Source organism: Arthrobacter wenxiniae, assembly GCF_013376105.1.
Classification (GTDB): Bacteria; Actinomycetota; Actinomycetes; order Actinomycetales; family Micrococcaceae; genus Specibacter; species Specibacter wenxiniae.
In genome coordinates, this window is record NZ_JAAMFM010000019.1 from 30,935 (window position 1) to 48,185 (window position 17,251).

Annotated in this window: 18 protein-coding genes and 1 pseudogene; 12 read left to right on the forward strand and 7 right to left on the reverse strand. The window is 70.1% G+C overall.

The window, feature by feature from the left end; genetic code table 11:
• Nucleotides 1-8 precede the first annotated feature (8 nt).
• A pseudogene (locus G6034_RS12570) lies at nucleotides 9-943 on the reverse strand (NADP-dependent oxidoreductase).
• A 174-nt stretch (nucleotides 944-1,117) separates the two neighbouring features.
• On the opposite strand from G6034_RS12570, the gene G6034_RS12575 reads away from it, so the two are divergent.
• The 5 genes from G6034_RS12575 (at nucleotide 1,118) to G6034_RS12595 (ending at nucleotide 4,902) form a co-directional block, all read left to right on the forward strand.
• The gene (locus G6034_RS12575; RefSeq protein ID WP_176635459.1) at nucleotides 1,118-1,867 is read left to right on the forward strand and encodes an alpha/beta hydrolase; all 750 of its coding nucleotides are present in this window, start codon (nucleotides 1,118-1,120) and stop codon (nucleotides 1,865-1,867) included.
• A gap of 35 nt (nucleotides 1,868-1,902) precedes the next feature.
• On the forward strand, nucleotides 1,903-2,745 hold the full coding sequence (kynA, locus tag G6034_RS12580) for a tryptophan 2,3-dioxygenase (protein WP_343038040.1): 843 nt from the start codon (nucleotides 1,903-1,905) through the stop codon (nucleotides 2,743-2,745).
• 97 nt (nucleotides 2,746-2,842) lie between these two features.
• On the forward strand, nucleotides 2,843-3,418 hold the full coding sequence (locus tag G6034_RS12585) for a hypothetical protein (RefSeq protein WP_176635460.1): 576 nt from the start codon (nucleotides 2,843-2,845) through the stop codon (nucleotides 3,416-3,418).
• A gap of 278 nt (nucleotides 3,419-3,696) precedes the next feature.
• The gene (locus G6034_RS12590; protein WP_176635461.1) at nucleotides 3,697-4,005 is read left to right on the forward strand and encodes a hypothetical protein; all 309 of its coding nucleotides are present in this window, start codon (nucleotides 3,697-3,699) and stop codon (nucleotides 4,003-4,005) included.
• Between the two features lie 159 nt (nucleotides 4,006-4,164).
• Nucleotides 4,165-4,902, forward strand: coding sequence for a queuosine precursor transporter (locus tag G6034_RS12595; RefSeq protein WP_176635462.1), 738 nt, complete (start codon nucleotides 4,165-4,167; stop codon nucleotides 4,900-4,902).
• Between the two features lie 87 nt (nucleotides 4,903-4,989).
• Here G6034_RS12595 and G6034_RS12600 read toward each other — a convergent pair whose 3' ends face one another.
• The gene (locus G6034_RS12600) at nucleotides 4,990-5,736 is read right to left on the reverse strand and encodes a hypothetical protein (protein WP_176635463.1); all 747 of its coding nucleotides are present in this window, start codon (nucleotides 5,734-5,736) and stop codon (nucleotides 4,990-4,992) included.
• A 148-nt stretch (nucleotides 5,737-5,884) separates the two neighbouring features.
• Between G6034_RS12600 and G6034_RS12605 the strand changes: the two genes are divergently transcribed.
• Both G6034_RS12605 and G6034_RS12610 read left to right on the forward strand, forming a co-directional pair.
• A complete protein-coding gene (locus G6034_RS12605) occupies nucleotides 5,885-7,042 on the forward strand; it encodes a histidine kinase (protein ID WP_176635464.1) in 1,158 nt (385 codons plus the stop codon).
• Nucleotides 7,039-7,743 carry a response regulator gene (locus G6034_RS12610; protein ID WP_176635465.1) on the forward strand — a complete coding sequence of 235 codons (705 nt, stop codon included), beginning with the start codon at nucleotides 7,039-7,041 and terminating at the stop codon, nucleotides 7,741-7,743. The genes G6034_RS12605 and G6034_RS12610 overlap by 4 nt, the downstream gene beginning before the upstream one ends.
• Here the strand turns inward: G6034_RS12610 and tgt are convergent.
• Nucleotides 7,703-9,049 carry a tRNA guanosine(34) transglycosylase Tgt gene (gene tgt, locus G6034_RS12615; RefSeq protein WP_176635497.1) on the reverse strand — a complete coding sequence of 449 codons (1,347 nt, stop codon included), beginning with the start codon at nucleotides 9,047-9,049 and terminating at the stop codon, nucleotides 7,703-7,705. The genes G6034_RS12610 and tgt overlap by 41 nt on opposite strands.
• Nucleotides 9,050-9,262: 213 nt before the next feature.
• Here tgt and G6034_RS12620 point away from each other — a divergent pair, with 213 nt between their 5' ends.
• Nucleotides 9,263-9,571 carry a DUF3311 domain-containing protein gene (locus G6034_RS12620; RefSeq protein WP_176635466.1) on the forward strand — a complete coding sequence of 103 codons (309 nt, stop codon included), beginning with the start codon at nucleotides 9,263-9,265 and terminating at the stop codon, nucleotides 9,569-9,571.
• On the forward strand, nucleotides 9,568-11,280 hold the full coding sequence (mctP, locus tag G6034_RS12625) for a monocarboxylate uptake permease MctP (protein ID WP_343038041.1): 1,713 nt from the start codon (nucleotides 9,568-9,570) through the stop codon (nucleotides 11,278-11,280). The genes G6034_RS12620 and mctP overlap by 4 nt, the downstream gene beginning before the upstream one ends.
• Before the next feature lie 63 nt (nucleotides 11,281-11,343).
• Here mctP and G6034_RS12630 read toward each other — a convergent pair whose 3' ends face one another.
• From G6034_RS12630 to G6034_RS12640, 3 genes are all read right to left on the reverse strand, one after another.
• A complete protein-coding gene (locus G6034_RS12630; RefSeq protein WP_176635467.1) occupies nucleotides 11,344-12,060 on the reverse strand; it encodes an SRPBCC family protein in 717 nt (238 codons plus the stop codon).
• A gap of 54 nt (nucleotides 12,061-12,114) precedes the next feature.
• Entirely contained in the window at nucleotides 12,115-12,654 is a 540-nt protein-coding gene (locus G6034_RS12635) for an NUDIX hydrolase family protein (protein ID WP_176635468.1), read from the reverse strand.
• An 80-nt stretch (nucleotides 12,655-12,734) separates the two neighbouring features.
• A complete protein-coding gene (locus G6034_RS12640; RefSeq protein WP_176635469.1) occupies nucleotides 12,735-13,394 on the reverse strand; it encodes a VOC family protein in 660 nt (219 codons plus the stop codon).
• Between the two features lie 61 nt (nucleotides 13,395-13,455).
• Between G6034_RS12640 and G6034_RS12645 the strand changes: the two genes are divergently transcribed.
• Nucleotides 13,456-14,043, forward strand: a complete 588-nt coding sequence (locus G6034_RS12645) for a YdeI/OmpD-associated family protein (protein WP_176635470.1) — start codon at nucleotides 13,456-13,458, stop codon at nucleotides 14,041-14,043.
• Nucleotides 14,044-14,065: 22 nt separating this feature from the next.
• Here the strand turns inward: G6034_RS12645 and G6034_RS12650 are convergent, their stop codons facing one another.
• Nucleotides 14,066-15,169, reverse strand: a complete 1,104-nt coding sequence (locus G6034_RS12650; RefSeq protein WP_176635471.1) for a glycoside hydrolase family 76 protein — start codon at nucleotides 15,167-15,169, stop codon at nucleotides 14,066-14,068.
• A gap of 106 nt (nucleotides 15,170-15,275) precedes the next feature.
• Between G6034_RS12650 and G6034_RS12655 the strand changes: the two genes are divergently transcribed.
• Complete coding sequence (locus G6034_RS12655) at nucleotides 15,276-16,055, forward strand: 3-hydroxyacyl-CoA dehydrogenase (protein ID WP_176635472.1); 780 nt, start codon at nucleotides 15,276-15,278, stop codon at nucleotides 16,053-16,055.
• The gene (locus G6034_RS12660) at nucleotides 16,052-17,233 is read left to right on the forward strand and encodes an acyl-CoA dehydrogenase family protein (protein ID WP_176635473.1); all 1,182 of its coding nucleotides are present in this window, start codon (nucleotides 16,052-16,054) and stop codon (nucleotides 17,231-17,233) included. The genes G6034_RS12655 and G6034_RS12660 overlap by 4 nt, the downstream gene beginning before the upstream one ends.
• Nucleotides 17,234-17,251: the final 18 nt, after the last annotated feature.

Here is a 17,251-nt window from a genome sequence, read left to right on the forward strand (position 1 = left end):
CTGCCGGGCTACGTCTGGCTGAATCCCGTCAGGACGATCTTCCCGCCCCCGTGCCCGGACATGCTGGCTTGGAACGCGGCTGCTGCCTGCTCCATGGGGTAGGTGGCGGACACGTCGACGGTGAGGACGCCGGCGTCGACCATGGCGCCGAGCCGAGCCGGTCCAGCCCACCGGCGTCCGGTCGGACCCAGACGTAGCGGCCGCCATGTTCGGCGACGGCCGCGTCGGCAATCGAGACGTGGCGGCCGGTGGCCTTGAGCACGGCCAGCGTCGTCGCGAGCACGCCTCCGGCAAAGTCGGCCACGGCGTCCACGCCCCCGGGTGCCAGGGCGCGGACGCGGTCCGCCAGCCCCTCGCCGTACTCCACCGGCTCGGCGCCGAGCTCGCGCAGGCGCGCATGGTTCTTGGCCGAGGCCGTGGCAATCACGCGGGCTCCGGCGTGGACGGCCAGCTGGATGGCCGTGCGGCCCACCCCGCCGGCGCCGTTGTGGATAAGCAGCGTCCCGCCCTCCGCGACCAGGAGGGCGTCCAGCGTCCGCAGGGCGGTCAGGCCGGTCAGTGGAAGCCCTGCGGCCTGCTCCCAGTCCAGCGCCGCCGGCTTGCGTGAGACCGCCGAGGCGGGCAGGGCGACCAGCTCGGCAAAGGTGCCTCCATGGACGGTGTCGCGGCGGCCGTAGGAGTAGACCTCGTCGCCCACCTCGAACTCCGGCGTGTCAAGGCCCACGGCCTCCACGACTCCGGCCACGTCCCAGCCGGGCACCACCGGAAAGGTCACGTCCATGATGGGATCCAGATAACCGGCCATGACCTTCCAGTCCACCGGGTTGACCCCTGCCGCCTTCACCCGGATCAGCACGGAGCCGGGGGAGACTTTTGGCACGGGCTGCCCGGTCTGTTCGAGGACTTCGGTGCCGCCGTAGCGTGCGTAGGTCATGGCCTTCATGGTGGTTCTCCGCTTCTGCCGTTGGATTCTTCTCTCATTGGGCCAACCGCGGGCGGCACGGGATGATTCCCGTGCTGCCCTGCGCGGTGTCCACACCGTCCGGTGCGCATGGCACTGCCCTGCGCCATGGCCGCCACGGGCGTTGCGCGGGACGGGGCGGCTACGCTGAGGCCCATGACCCTGCAACGCCACCCCTACGGCCCGGATCCGTCCCAGTGGGCGGAGCTGCACCTGCCACAGGAGCGCCGGCATGCCGGCGTGGTGGTGGTGATCCACGGCGGCTACTGGCGCAGCACGTATGGCGCCGAGCTCGGCGCCCCGCTGGCACGCGACCTCGCGGAGCACGGGGCTGCCGCCTGGAACCTCGAATACCGGCGCATGGGCAATGGCGGCGGCTGGCCCGAAACGTTCCTGGACGTGGCGGCCGGCATCGACGCCCTGGCCCCGGCCGCAGCGGACCACGGCCTGGACCTCGCCCGCGTGGCCGTAATCGGCCATTCGGCCGGCGGGCAGCTGGGCGTCTGGGCGGCCGGCCGGGCCGCCCTCCCGGCCACGGCGGTCGGCGGGGGCCCCGCGGTGGGGGTGTCCGGCGTCGTCAGCCAGTCGGGGCTGCTCAACCTGGCAGAGGCGCAGCGGCTGGGACTGAGCAACCACGCCGTGACGGCACTGCTGGGCAGCCACGTGGCGCTCGCGGACCCCGTGTCCGCCGTCCCGCTGCCCGTCCCCGTCTACGCCGTCCACGCGGAGGACGACGACGACGTCCCGGCCTCCCAGAGCCAAAGTTACGTTGACGCCGCGGTGGCGGCCGGCGGCGAGGCGGCGTTCATCGCCGTTCCCGGCGACCACTACAGCCTGATCGACCCGGCCAGCGCCGCCTGGGCCGTGTGCCGGGGCCTGGCGCTGGGACTGCTGGAGCGGGCGTAGTGTGTGTTCATACCGCTTTGTGAAGGGAAACGGCCGTGCCACAGAACACCCGCAAGATCGAGTCGGGCATTGAGACGGACTTCAGCGACAAGATGAGCTACGGCAGCTACCTTGCGCTGGACACCCTGCTCAGCGCCCAGCAGCCCGTCAGCCGGCACCACGACGAAATGCTGTTCATCATCCAGCACCAGACCTCCGAGCTCTGGCTCAAGCTCATGCTGCACGAGCTGCGGGCCGTGCGCGTCCAGCTCGCCGCGGACAACCTGCGCGCCGCCATGAAGGGCGTGGCCCGGATCAAGCACATCCAGCGCTCGCTGACTGAACAGTGGAGCATCCTGGCCACGCTGACGCCCAGCGAATATGTGCAGTTCCGCGGGGACCTGGGCGCGGCGTCGGGCTTCCAGTCCTACCAGTACCGGGCCGTGGAGTTCATGCTGGGCAACAAGAACGCCGGCATGCTGAAGGTGTTTGACGCGAACCCGCCGGCGCGGGCCATGCTGGCCGTGATCCTGAAGCAGACCAGCATCTACGACGAATTCCTGGCCCTGCTGGCCCGGCGCGGCTTCGCCGTCCCCGCGGAGCTGCTGGCCCGGGACGTGACCAAGGCGCACGTCTTCAACCCGGCCGTGGTGGAGGCCGTCCGCGTGGTGTACGAACAGCCGGACGACCACTGGGACCTCTACGAGGCCTGCGAGGAACTGGTGGACCTGGAGGACAACTTCCAGCTGTGGCGCTTCCGGCACGTGGCCACCGTCAAACGGATCATCGGCATGAAGGCCGGCACGGGCGGATCCTCCGGCGTCGGCTTCCTGCAGCGGGCCCTGGACCTGACGTTCTTCCCCGAGCTGTACGCCGTCCGGACGGAGATCGGAAACTGATTCAGCCCTGGGGTGTGCCTATGCTGGAGGGGCCGGACCCGCGGCCCCGCCCCGGACCTGGCAACTCGCTACCGAATTTCGAGGCAAGGATTCAACCATGACGAGTTGGCGCGATTCACTGAACATCTGGGGACCGGCCTGGGCGGCCATCCGCGACGTGGAGGATCCCGCCGCCGAGCAGATCCTCGCCTGGCCCGTGGGTGCCGGCGCGATCGCCGCCGGCAGCGCCATGCACCTGGTGACGGAGGACGCGGCGGCCGCGCGCGAGTTCGCCGCAGCGGCGCGCCTCACCGAAACCGGCGCCGCCGTCCTGCTCTGCGCGCCGACCGACGACCTTGACCTGGTCCCCCACATGCCGCCCGAGACGAACCTCGCCGAGGTGCCGCTGGAGAACTACGACGCCGTTGAGGTCGCCTTGTTCGACCGCCCGGTGGCGGGCGGACGCGTCAAGGTGGCGGACGGACTGGCCGTCCTGGGCGCGCTGCACGTGGATCCGGAGGGGGCGGGGATGGAAGCCGAGCTGGAGTCCGTCATGATTGCCTCGCTGGGCGAGGAGGCGTTCCTGCACGGCGCCGACGTCCTGTATTTGGTGGCCGCTTCCGCGCAGGCCGCACGGCTTGCCGCCGTTGAGGGCTGGACCCAGGTGGCGGAGGTCCTCAGCTTCAAGAAATAGCTGTCCGGGGGGGCCCGCGGGGGACCCGGTTCCGGGGCCCCCGGGCGAAAATACCTTGAGCCTGCGCCCCGCCAGCTTCTCCCGGCGCGGCGGCCTGCAACCACCGTGGGTAATACAGCTAGGCTGACGTGGCACGCAAGCGAAGTCCACGCAAGTAGTGGTGAGCGAGAAATGGCAGGACGCGCCACGGCCCGACGGCTATGAGAAGCAGCTGGGCGAGCGCGACGACGGCTGGCTGGTGCGCACGACGCCGCTGGCCGAGGGACTTCAGGTGCACCGTGAACGCGCCGGCGCGCCCGCTTATCGCCGGCTGCATCAAGCCGCGGCCGAACACGTCGGAGGAGGAGCGCCGGGACCATGCCGCTTCTTCCATGCTCACCTGCGCGTTGGGCTGCGACGCCCTGTACGAGTGGGGTTACATCGTCGTTGACGCCGGGGGAAAGATCCGCGCCGGCCAGCCCGCCGAGACCGGGCGGATCGAGGACGCCGTGAACAGGCTGGTGGGGCGCAACTGCACCGCGTTCAATGAACAGACCGCGGCGTGCTTCGGTGAAAATCAAAGGCTCATGTTGCCGCAGCAGCCGTAGGCGGGATCCCGCCGGCTCCGTCGGACGGGCCGCCCGGCACGGCATGGCAGAATTGGTGGTGGCCCGGGTGCAGACGGGCCCAGTGATAATACAGCCGGCCGCCACCTCATGCGGGGGCGGCTGGGCGAACCACTTACAACCGATTTGAGACTGCCTGCCATGCCTTCGCTGCAAAACAATGCCACCACCCCCGAAACCGGCGCCACTGCCGGGGCTGCGGCCGCCCCCCAAGCCGGCCCCCGCTTTGCCGACGTCGGAAGCCGGTACTACGGCATCCTGCTGGCGAGCATGGCCGTGATCGTCATCCTCTCCAACATTGGCGCCTCCAAGGGTGTCCTTTTTGGGCCGATCGTGACCGACGGCGGCTTCTTCCTGTTCCCGTTCGCCTACATCCTGGGCGACGTGATCAGCGAAATTTACGGTTTCAAGATGGCGCGCAAGGCCATCTTCACCACGTTCGCGCTGTCCATTTTTGCGTCGCTGAGCTACTGGGTGATCATCGCGCTGCCCGGCTTCACCGACGACTACGGCGTGGCCAAGCAGCACGCCCTGGTGGACGCCCTTGGCCCGGTCCCGCAGATCGTGCTGGCCAGCCTGCTCGCGTTCCTGGCCGGACAGACCATCAACTCGCTCATCATGGTCCGGCTCAAGGCCCGCCAGGGGGAACGGAAACTGTGGATGCGCCTCATGGGCTCCAGCGGCGTGGGTGAATTCATCGACACGCTCATCTTCTGCACGATTGCCGCGCCGGTCATCGGCATAGTCGGCTTTGGCATGTTCGCCAACTACGTGCTCGTGGGATTCCTGTACAAGGTGGGCGTGCAATACCTGCTGGTCCCCGTCACCACCCTGGCGATCGGCTGGTTCAAGCGGCACGAACCGACATACGCCGTCTGACGCTGCCAGTGCAGGCGGAGCCCTGCGGGGAAAGCGCAGCGCCACGCCTCCCCGCAGGGCTCCCGCCGGCCGGGCCGGCGGCCCCCGCTATGAACCGTCCACCTCGAAGAGGGACCGGTGCGTCGGCATCGCCCGGCCCGGGGCCGCCGCCGGCGCGGCAGGCGCTGCATCCCTCGCCCGCAGCGCCAGCCCCATGGGCACGAACGTCGCCAACAGCGCCGCCGCCCCCACCAGGGTGGGCACCGGCCCGCCCATGAAGTTCGTGACGATGAACGCCACGGCTGCCACGGGGACCCACACGGGCACGGCCCTGGCCATCCGCAGTCCCAGTGCCAGCAGCAGCGTCCCGAACGTCAGGCCCGCCAGAAACACCCACAGCAGCACGGATCCCAGCACATAGCCGTCCTCGGCCGCGACCAGTTGTTCAACGGCGTCCGCCGGCAGCCCGCTGTCCGCTGCCGAGCCAAGGACGCCAAAGAACAAGGCAAAGTGCCCCACCCCGACGGCCATGCCAACGGCCAGCAGCAGCGAGCCCAGCGCGGCCAGCACGCGGGCGGGCCGTGGCGTGCGGGTCCCGGCCGCCGCTTTCGAGCCGGGCAGCGCTCCGGCCGCCAGGAGTCCCGGGATCCACAGGACAGGGCCGGCAATGGCCAGTGCCGCAGCCAGCAGCCACAGGCCGGGGCCGCCGGAGACCATGGCCAGCGTGTCAGCAAAGCTGCCGTCCCCAGGCTGGTTCACGAGGGCCAGAAGGTTGCCGGCCACCAGCGTGGCCGTTCCCGCCAGCAGGCTGGCGCAGGCAACGTTTCGGCTAAGCCAGGAAATGTTCATCGTCATTGACCTTTCCATCAAATGCTCGGAGATTTGACCTTCAGGATGACCCCGGTGCCCGGCCCGCGGCGTCCGCACTGCGGGCTAAATCGCGGCTTCGTTGTCCGCCAAAAGGGGGACGACGGCGGCCCCGCCGAGGTCCTAGGATGAGGGCATGGCAGGCAGGCTGGCAGTGTGGCGGAACGCCCGGCCGGGAGGCTTTCCGGTCCCGGACGTGGCACTGGCCGCGCTCCTGTTCGTGATCGCCGTGGCGTCCGCCGCCACCGGGCGACCCGATGAGGGGCCGCTGGTAATCACCGTTCCGGCCGCCGTTGCCATGACGGCCCCGCTCGCCTGGCGGCGCAAGATCCCGCTGCTTCCCGCCCTGGCCGGTGCCGCCGCAAACCTCTTCCAGGGCTGGCTGGCAGAAACGCCCGGGTCGCTGTGGTCGCTGGTGGTGTTCGCCGTCGCCATGTACTCGGTGGCGGCTTGGAGTTCCGAAGGTTTCGCGGCCGTGGGCGGCGCCGTGCTGCTGGCTGCCCTGCTGGGAGGGGAATGGCTGGCGCGCGGACCCGACTACCTGTTCATCGTCCTGGTCTTTGGCGGCATTTGGCTGCTGGGACGCGCCGGCCGCCTCTGGCGCAGCCGCCTGACATTCCAGCAGCTGCACGAACGCGATGCCGCCCGCCTGGCCGTGGCCGAAGAACGACTTCGCATTGCCCGCGAACTTCACGACGTGCTTGGCCACAGCATGAGCGTGATTGCCGTGCAGGCCGACGCCGCCGGCGCCGCGCTGGACAGCGTGCCCGATCTTGCCCGCGGGCCATTGCGCGTCATCCATTCCACGGCCAGGGGATCGCTCGCCGAGATCCGCGCCATGCTTGACGTTCTGCGCGGTGAGGACGGCGGGGCCGCGCCCGGCCTCAGCCAGCTCGGGCCACTCCTGGACGGCAACGCGCTGGCCGGGCTGCCTGTGACACAACGGATCTCCGCGGATCTGCCGACCCTGGAACCGGCCGCGGACCTGGCCCTCTACCGGGTGGTGCAGGAGTCCCTGACGAATGTCCTCAAGCATGCCGGCATGATCCCGACCAGCGTGTCCGTGCAGCGTGTGGGCGGCGGGGTGGAGGCAGAGATCCGCAACGCGCCGGGCAATGTACGCGCCGGGGGTCCAGGCAGCGGCTATGGCCTGCAGGGCCTGCGCGAGCGGATGCAGCTGGCGGGTGGAACGCTCGATGCCGGTCCCCTGGACGACGGCGGCTGGCGGGTTTGCGCGCGCATCCCCGGCCCGGGGTCTCCGCCCCGCGGCGCCGTGGGAGGGGAGGGCAGGTGACGACCGTCGTGCTCGTGGATGACCAGCAGCTGATTCGGGACGGGTTCAAGCTGATGCTCAACCTGGAACCGGACCTTGAGGTGGTGGGTGAGGCGGGCGACGGGAAGGCGGCACTGGCGCTGACGGCGCAACTGCATCCCGACGTCGTCCTTATGGACATCCGGATGCCGGTCATGGACGGTCTGGAGGCCGTCCGGAGGCTTGCCGCGGCGCACACCGCGGCCGCCATTCTGGTCCTGACCACCTTTGACTTGGATGAATATGTTTTTCAGGCCCTGCGCGACGGGGCCCGCGGCTTCCTCCTGAAGGACGCGCCCAGGGAGCAACTGGTCCACGCCGTCCGGGCGGTCGCGGCTGGGGAGTCGCTGCTGGCGCCGGCCATCACCCGGCGCTTGATTGAGCGGTATGTGCGCCGGCCCGCACCCGGCTCCGCACCCGGTCTGCCGGCGGTCCTGACCGGGCGGGAGCAAACGGTGCTGCGGCTGCTCGCGGGCGGGCTTTCCAACGCCGAAATCGCCGCGGACCTGGTGGTGGGCGAGGCCACGGTAAAGACGCATGTGGCCCGGCTCCTGGCCAAGCTGGGTGTCCGGGACCGCGTGCAGGCCGTCATTGCAGCCTACGAGAGCGGCTTTGTGGAGCCGGGACAGGAGCCCCTGCGGCCTACCGGTTCGGGTAGTAGCGCCGGAGCGTCTCGGCCTTGAAGTCGAAGAACGTGCCGTCCTCGATGGCGAGCCGGGCGTCGTCGACCATCTTCACCACAAAGCGCTCGTTGTGGATGGACACCAGGGTCGCGGACACCATCTCCCTGGCCTTGAACAGGTGGTGGATGTAGGCGCGACTGTAGTTGGCGCACGCGTAGCAGTCGCAGCCGTCCACGAGGGGCGCGAAGTCACGCTTGAAGCGGGCGCCGGACAGGTTGAACCGGCCGTCCGGGGTGTAAAACGCCGAGGTGCGGGCCACGCGCGTGGGGGAGACGCAGTCAAAGGTGTCCGCCCCGTTTTCGATGGCCGTGAAAATGTCATCGGGTTCGGAGATGCCCAATAGGTGGCGCGGCCTGTCCTCCGGCAGTTCCTCCGCGCACCAGCGCACAATGGTGCCGAGGTTTTCCTTCTCCAGCGCCCCGCCGATCCCGTAGCCGTCGAAGTTCATGGCGCCCAGGTCGCGGGAGGCCTTCCGGCGCAGGTCCTCGTACTGGGCGCCCTGGATCACGCCAAAAAGTGCCTGGTAGGGCTTGCCGAGGCGTTCCTCCGTGAGCCGGAAGTGCTCCTCGATGCAGCGTTCGGCCCACAGCCGGGTCCGCTCCAGGGACATCTCCTGGTAGGCGCGGGAGTTCAACAGCGTGGTCAGCTCGTCAAAGGCAAACATGATGTCCGCCCCGATCTGGTGCTGCACCTGCATCGACACCTCGGGGGTGAAGCGGTGCATGTCCCCGTTCAGGTGCGACTTGAACCAGACGCCGTCGTCGTCGATGTGGGCCAGCCGCTCCTTGCCCACGGCCACGGAGTCGTCGGCGCCGGCGTGCCGTGAGGCGGCCGCCGCGTCCATGTTGATGACCTTCTTGAAGCCGGAGCCCAGGCTCATGACCTGGAATCCGCCGGAGTCGGTGAACGTGGGGCCCTGCCAGTTCATGAACGCGCCGAGTCCGCCGGCTGCGTCGAGGATGTCCGCGCCGGGCTGCAGGTACAGGTGGTAGGCGTTGGCCAGCAGCGCCTGGGCGCCGAGCTCCTTCATGGATTCCGGCAGCACCGACTTCACGGTGGCCTTGGTGCCGACGGCGATGAACGCCGGCGTCCTGATGGTCCCGTGCGGGGTGGTGATGACCCCCGTCCGCCCCTGGAACGTGCCCCCGTTAAGTTCGGCGGCGGCGCCCGACGGCGCGCAGCGCCCACCCAGCCGGGTGGTCACCTGGAAACCGAACCCGCCCTGCGTCGCGGGCCGGCCGGGAACTCCAAGGGGGGCGGCGGGGGCGGTGGTGAGGAGGTCCGCGGCGGGATCGGGGGAAGGCATGGGATCCATTTTGCCAGTGTTTGCGCCCCGCCCCGTCCGGCCTGCGAAACAGCAGTGGGGGATCGGCGCGGGGATTGTCCCAAATTTCTGTGGGAATGTGAGCGGCGACACGGGAAAATACTTTCGCCAATAACCTACCGGTCGGTCGTTGGGAGTCCTTACCATGAACGAGTCAGGAAAATTCGAGGACTGCCGAGCCCAAAGGAGCCGCACATGTCCGCAGCGAACGTCACCCACGATTCCCCCACGAGGGGTCCGGCGAAACCCATGCCGTACGTCATCAGCGGCATTCTTCTGGCGGCGGCCATCATCCTGCCGCTACTGGTGCCCCTCTACGCCAAGGCCGGCCCCCACCTGTTCGGCTTTCCCTTCTTCTACTGGTACCAGATGATGTGGGTGCCCATTTGCGCCATCCTCATCGGCGCCTCCTACTGGCTGGTGACGGCCGAGGACAAGCGCCGCCGGGCAGCCGTCAACCAGGCCGTCCGGGGCAAGCACGACGCCGGGGGTGAGGCGAAGTGAGCGCCGCACCCGGCACCCTGGCGGGTGCACTGGCCACCGCCCCGGCGGCGACCCGGGGCGTGGACGTGACGGCGCTCGTCGTCGTCGTCGTCCTGTTTGTCCTGGTGGGTGTCATGGGATTCTACGCCGCGCGCTGGCGCGGGGGCGGCACGGACGGGCTGCACTCGCTGGATGAATGGGGACTGGGCGGGCGCAAGTTCGGCTCCTGGATCACCTGGTTCCTGCTGGGCGGGGACCTCTACACGGCATACACCTTCGTGGCGGTGCCGGCGGCCATGTGGGCGGCCGGGTCGGTGAGCGGCTTCTTCGCCGTCCCGTACACGATCGTGCTGTACCCGATCGTGTTCCTGCTGATGGCCCGGCTGTGGTCCGTGTCCAAGCGGCACGGCTTCGTCACCACGGCCGACTTTGTGGGCGGGCGCTACGGCAGCAGGCCGCTGTCGCTGGCCATCGCCCTGACCGGCATCATCGCCACCATGCCCTACATTGCGCTGCAGCTGGTCGGCATCAAGTCCGTGTTGACGGTGCTGGGCGTGGGGAGCCCCGGCAACTGGTTCCTCAACGACCTGCCGCTCATCGTGGCGTTTGTGGTGCTCGCCGCGTACACCTACACCTCGGGGTTGCGCGCCCCGGCCATGATCGCCGTCGTCAAGGACGTGCTGATCTACCTCGCCGTGATTGTGGCCATCATCTACCTGCCCTCCAAGTTCGGCGGCTGGGACCACATCTTCGGTGCCGCCCAGGAAAAGATGACCACCGTGAACCCTGCCACCGGCAAGGTCCCCGGGCCGTTCATCCCCGGCGCGGACAGCTACGCGGCCTACGCGACACTGGCGCTCGGCTCGGCCATGGCCCTGTTCATGTACCCGCATTCGATCACCGGTGTGCTCGCCACCAAAAGCCGCAACACGATCCGCAAGAACGCCGCCGTGCTGCCGCTGTACTCCCTGGTGCTGGGATTCCTTGCGCTGCTGGGTTACGTCGCCATCGCCGCCGGGACCCGCCCGGTGGAGCTTAACGGCACGACCATCAACCCGCAGCTGGTGGTCCCGCAGCTGTTCCTGGACAACTTCCCGTCCTGGTTCGCGGGGGTGGCCCTGGCAGCCATCGCCGTCGGGGCACTCGTGCCGGCCGCCATCATGTCCATTGCGGCCGCCAACCTGTTCACCCGCAACATCTACCGGGACTTCTTCGTGAAGGACGCCACGCCGCGGCAGGAGGCCAAGGTTTCCAAGCTGGCCTCCCTCGTGGTGAAGTTCGGCGCGTTGATCTTTGTGATCGGCCTGGACGCGTCGGCGGCCATCAACATGCAGCTGCTGGGCGGGATCTGGATCCTGCAGACGTTCCCCGCGATCGTGGCCGGACTCTACACGCGCTGGTTTCACAAGTGGGCCCTGTTTGCCGGCTGGGCCGTGGGCATCGTCTACGGCACGTGGACCGCGTACAGCGTGGTCAACCCCGTCACGCACGCGCACTTTGGCGGGTCCATCGCGGCCATTCCCGGCACCAGCACCAAGGTCTACATCGCCATCACGGCGTTTGTGCTCAACGCGGTGGTGGCCGCTGTGCTGACCCTCATCCTGCGGGCGGCCAAGGTGCCCGACGGCAAGGACATCACGAAGGCGTCCGATTTCGGGGCCAACGAGGACGACCCCGAGGTGACGGCCTTCGCCGCCAGGTCCGTGGACACGACGGGCCCGGTGGTCTAGGCCGGCGCGGTCTGGGCCGGCGTGGTCTGGGCCGGTGGTCCAGACCAGCCGGGGCCCGGGCGGCTACGCGTCCGGGTAGTGGGTCTCCATGAACGTGTCCCACTGGGCGCCAATGCTGTCCAGGGCGGCGGCGCCCAGCCCAAACGTGGAGGCGAGGACCTGGGCGCCGGGATGTTCGCGCAGCCCTTCGACGCGGGGCCGCCGGGCCAGGATGAGCAGGCCGTCGCCATGCTCCGCGTAGTCCGCCACAGTCAGCCCCAGCTGGGTGTCGGTGCGGTACCAGACCTTGCCGCTGAGGGTGGCGCCCGTGGTGAGCGTGAGCTTGTAAGGTTCGCCGGGGTCCGGGAGCCAGCCGGTGTCAATGCCCAGCGCGTCCCACAGCTTGGTGTGGGCGGCGCTTGTTCCGTCCGCGTAGACCGTGCGGCGGGGCGTGTGCGGGTGGCGCTCCAGCTTGAACTTGAGCTGCTGGATGAACATGCACCAGCCCTCGGTGATGTCGTCGTCATACTTGGCCCATTCGCCGGTGGTCGTCCCGCGCGTCATGGTCAACAGGGTGCCGTCCGGGCGGGGCTCGAGCGTGAAGGCGTCGCCCCTGCTCATGTCCAGGCGGAGGTGGTCGGCACTTTCCTTGACGTTGTCGTAGTAGATCTGCCGGATCTCGTCGTCGAGCCCCTCCGTTTGCCAGCCGTGCCACTCGGCAATCCGGGCCGGTTCGCGCAGCATGAGCCACACCTGTTCCGCGTCGGCATTGATAAGGACTGAGAGCTGGGCAGTGTCCATGGAACGTAATCTACGCCGCTTCCGCGGAACGGGCCAGCTTCCCGCCCCGGGGGACTACCTCCCGAGGCCGGCGTACGAGATGGCCTGGCGGACCAGGGCCCCGCGGCCGCCCACGAACTCCGCCTGCACCCCGGGGCTGAGCACTTCCTCCGGCGTCATCCAGGTCAGTTCCAGGGCGTCCTGCCGCGGCTCGCACTCGCCGGTCACCGGAATGACATAGGCCAGGGCGACGGCGTGCTGGCGCTCGTCGGTGAAGCCGGTCTGTGACGGCGAGGGCAGGTATTCGGCCACCGTGAACGGCACGGGGCTGACGGGCAGCTGCGGGAAGGCCAGCGGGCCCAGGTCCTTTTCAATGTGCCGGATCAGCGCGGCCCGGATGGTTTCGCGGTACAGGACGCGTCCGGAGACCAGGGTGCGGACCATGCTGCCGTTTTCGTCTGCCTGCAGCAGCAGGCCCACCTCGTTGACGTAGCCCAGCGGGTCCAGGCGCACCGGCACGGCCTCCACATAGACCATGGGAAGCCGGTTCCTGGCCTCGTACAGGTCCTCGTCGGACAGCCAGCCGGGATTCGGATCAGGAGTGCGGACGCTCATGTAACAGTTCTACCCCATGAACGCCCCCTGAACGCCCCCTGCATGCGCCCACATGCATGCGCCCCCGGCGTCCGGGAGGGTCAAGCACCTCCGGCCGCCCCGACGTGCAGGACGGTTCCGCCGGGTGCCTGCACGGCGAAGCCGCCGCCACAGGCCGTAGCGGGCACCCCCGCCGCGGCGAGCAGGGCACCCAGGTCCGCCGGGCCGCCGTCGTACGCCAGGGCAAGCGCGACGCCGGACACCTCGCCGTGGCGGACCTCCACCAGCCCGCCGTTCCTGGCCCTGAACGGGCTGCGCCCGTCCGCGTCCGGCGGGCCGGGGCGGGCGCCAATGTCCGCCAGCACCTTCCGGGCGGCGGCCACGTCGGGCGTGTGCCACTGCTGGACCACCGACAGGGGGCCGGGCCGCCGGGGCGCGAGGTCCGCGACCGGGTCGGCCAGGAAGCTGAAGCCGTCCGGCGCCGTGACCCGGGCGGCGGGGCCGCGGCCGGCCTCGAGCAGTTCGGCCAGCGTGCCGTCGGCCAGGGTGCGGCGGACAAAGATCCCGCGGTCCCGGATTTCAAAGCCGAGCTGGACGGTGCCGTCCTCCGCGCTGCCCGCGGCCGCCCGGTGCAGGCCCACCTTGCCGTCGCCGGAGTCAAACACGAGCCAGTCGCCATGGTTTTCCGTGCACGCCAGGCCAAGGGCCGTCAGCAGCGAGGCATGGTCCTCCGGCCTGGAGGTGAAGACGATGGGGCGCACTCGCAGCATTTTTTCTCCGACGTTGGTGGTGCCCCCACGCTACCAACGTTAGGGTATTGCCATGATCGAGCTGCCCGAACTGCTGGTGCCGGATGCGGCGGCCTGGCGGGCGTGGCTGGCGGACAACCACGGGTCGAGCCCGGGCGTCCGGCTGGTGCTGCACAAGAAGGGCGGCGCCGTCACGGAGCTGGACTACGCCGCCGCGCTTGACCAGGCGCTCTGCTACGGCTGGATCGACGGCGTCATCGGCAGGCGCGACGCCGGCAGCTACCTCACGCGGTTCACGCCGCGGACACGGACCAGCAAGTGGTCGGGCAACAACGTGCGCAACATTGAGCGGCTCGCCGCGGCCGGGCTGCTGGAGCCGGCGGGGCAGGCCGCCGTCGACGCGGCCAAGGCGGACGGGCGCTGGGAGGCCGCCTACGCCAGCCAGTCTGAAGCGGCGCTTCCCCCGGACCTGGCCGACGCGATAGCCGCCAATCCGCAGGCCCAGGCCATGTTTGCAGTGCTGACGGCCGTCAACCGCTACGCCTTGATTTACCGCACCACTTCGGTGAAGACCCCGGCCGCCCGGGCCGCGAAGATCGCCCGCATTGTCCAGATGCTGGCGGCCGGACAGACCCCGTACCCGCAAAAGCGCCGCCCCTGAGCAGCCGCGCGCCGGACGCGGGTCATCCGGCATCGACTGGCCTCCCCGCGGTTTCCGGGACCTCGCCGGCAAGGGCGGCGGCGGCCTCAAAAACGGTCCAGCGCTGCACGGCCGCCGAGAGGATGGCGGGCCCGGGCGTTCCGGCAAGGCCGGCAGCCGTCAGCGCCACCAGCCGGGCCGCCGTGGACCGGGCGTCCGCCGGCAGCCGCCGGTCCCGGGCCGCGACGGCCAGGTAGCGGCACAGGATGCCGGTGAACAGGCTGCCGTCCCCGCCCGGTTCCAGCCGCAGCCCACCGCCCCCGGTGACCAGCCGCCGTTCGATTGCGGCCACGAGGTCCGCCGCCTGGCCCGCGTACCGGGGATGGTCCAGTTCCAGCAGGGCGGCCAGGACCGGCCCCTGGTTGTAGGTGTGGATGGTGCGTTCCACCTCCGGGCCGCGGGCGGACGGATGGACGCCGTCCAGGTACAGCCCGGAGTCGGGAGCGAACAGCCGCGCGCGCAGCCAGTCCACCACCGCGCGGGCCCGGTCCGTTTCGCCAACCCTCGCAAAGTGCAGGGCCGCGGGCCCGTTCACCGGGGTGTTCTTGTAGTCGCGCTTCCGGGACCAGTACAGGCCGCCGCCCAGGACGCCGTCGCCGGCCTTGCGCAGGTGGGCCGTCAGCGTGGCGGAGGCGGGGCCGGCGAGGGCTGCGGGCCTGCCCGCGGCCGCCCGCGAGAGCCGGTCGAGCCGGCTGGCCGCAAGGGCCAGCCAGGCCATGTCGTCGTAGTAGAAGTTGGGGAAGCGGCCAAAGTTGCGGACCATGATGCCGCGCAGCAGGGCCCTGCCCCGGGCCAGGTCCTGCGCGGCGGCCTCCCGGTTGCCCGCGCGCAGGCCGCGGAATCCGGCGTCCACCACGGCGTCGAGGTAGTGCGCCTGCCACCAGTAGTGCCATTCCGACCAGGGGGCGGGTGCCCGGGCCGGGGGGCTGGCGACGGCGCCGATCCAGGTGCCGGGCAGCCGCATGAGCCGGTGGCCAAAGCGGGCGTGCACGGCGTGCGCCGCCGCAGCGGCGAGCGCGCCCCAGTCGGCCGGCAGGCCTCCGACGCCCGGGTCCCCGGCACCGTGCCCCCCGCTGTTGCCCGTCATGTACACAGCGTACTGTTTGCCGTGGAGGCCATGGTTTTCAGTTAGTATGCATTAACGCAGTTCCGCAGCCCGGCAGCGGCCCGGCGGACCTCAACGAGGAGGAAACATGGACATTTCAAACAACGGCACCGTCGCGCTCGTCACCGGCGGCGCCTCCGGCCTGGGCGCCGCCACGGCGAGGCGCCTGCATGCGGCGGGGGCCGGCGTCGTGCTGGTGGACCTGCCCGGCTCCAGCGGTGCGGAGCTGGCGGCGGAATTGGGGGAGCGGGCCGTGTTTGCGCCGGCGGACGTCACCGACGAGGGCCAGGTGCGCGCGGCCATCACGGCCGCGGCCGGACTGGGCACGCTGCGGATCGTGGTCAACTGCGCCGGCGTCGCGACGCCCGGCAAGGTGCTGGGGCGCGAGGGGGTGCTGCCGCTGGAACAGTTCAGCCGCGTGGTCCAGATCAACCTGGTGGGCACCTTCAACGTGGTCCGGCTCTGCGCGGAGGCCATGGCCGCGGCCGAACCGCTCGCCGGCGAGTACGGCCCGGAGCGCGGCGTGATAGTGAACACCGCCTCCGTGGCCGCGTTTGACGGGCAGATCGGCCAGCCCGCCTACGCCGCGTCCAAGGGGGCCGTGGCGGCCATGACACTGCCGCTGGCCCGCGAACTGGCGCGCTCCCTGATCCGCGTCGTCACCATTGCGCCGGGTATTTTCGAGACGCCCATGCTGGCCGGCCTGCCGCAGGCCGCACAGGACTCCCTGGGGCAGCAGGTGCCCCACCCGTCGCGCCTGGGCAAGCCCGCCGAATACGCCGCGCTGGTGGAGCACATCGCCGCCAATGCCATGCTTAACGGCGAGACCATCAGGCTCGACGGCGCCATCCGGATGGCGCCCAGGTGACGGAGCTCCCCGCTGCGGATTTTTACGACTTCGAATCCCTGCTGACCGCCCGGGAGGCCGCCAAGCTGGCGCAGCTGCGCGGGTTTCTGGCCGCCGAGGTGGCCCCGCACGCCACGGACTGGTGGAACGACGCCGAGTTCCCTGCCCACCTTCTGCCGCAGATCGCCGCGCTGGGGCTCGCCGCCCCGGACCGGCGCCACTTCAGCCACCTGTTCACGGGCCTGGTGGTGGCGGAGATGACGCGCGCCGACACCTCCCTGGCCACGTTCTTCCTGGTCCACCACGACCTCTTTGTCCAGGCCCTGATCGACTTTGGCTCCGAGGACCAGCAGGACCGGCTCCTCGCGGACGCCGTGGCCCTGCGGACCACCGGCGCCTTCGCCCTGACGGAGCCGGACCACGGCAGCGACGTGGCCGGAGGCATGGCCACCACGGCCCGCAGGGTGGAGGACGACGCCGGCACCTCGTGGGTGCTCAACGGCGCCAAGCGCTGGATTGGCAACGGGACGTTCTGCGACCACATGCTGCTCTGGGCCAGGGATGCCGAGACGGGGGAGGTGCGCGGCTTCATCCTGGATGCGTCCCTGCCGGGCGTCACGCGGACCAGGATCGAGCACAAGATCGCGCTGCGGACCGTGCAGAACGCGGACATCCTGCTTCAGGACGTGCGCGTGGCCGACCGCGACCGCTTCACCGGGATCGGCTCCTTCCGCGACACCAACAAGCTGCTGCGCGGCTCGCGGATCTCGGTGGCGTGGCAGGCGGTGGGCCAGCAGCTGGCGGCGTTCGACGTGGCCCGGGCCTACGCCGTCGAACGCCTCCAGTTCGGCAGGCCGCTGGCCTCCTTCCAGCTGGTCCAGGGGCAGCTGGTGAAAATGCTCGGCAACGCCACGTCCTCGCTGGCCATGATGGCGCGCATCGCCGCGCTGCAGGACCGCGGCGGGGACACGGACGCCACCATGGCGCAGGTGGCGCTCGCCAAGGCGCACACCACGGCCGCCATGCGCGAGACCGTGGCCATGGGCCGGTCCATCCTCGGCGGCAACGGCATCGTCACGGACTACAGGATGGCGAAGATCTTTGCCGACGCCGAGGCGATCTACACCTACGAGGGCTCGCACGAGGTCAACACCCTCATCGCCGGCCGCGCGGTCACGGGCATCTCCGCGATCGTGTAGCGAAATGTTGGAGATCGT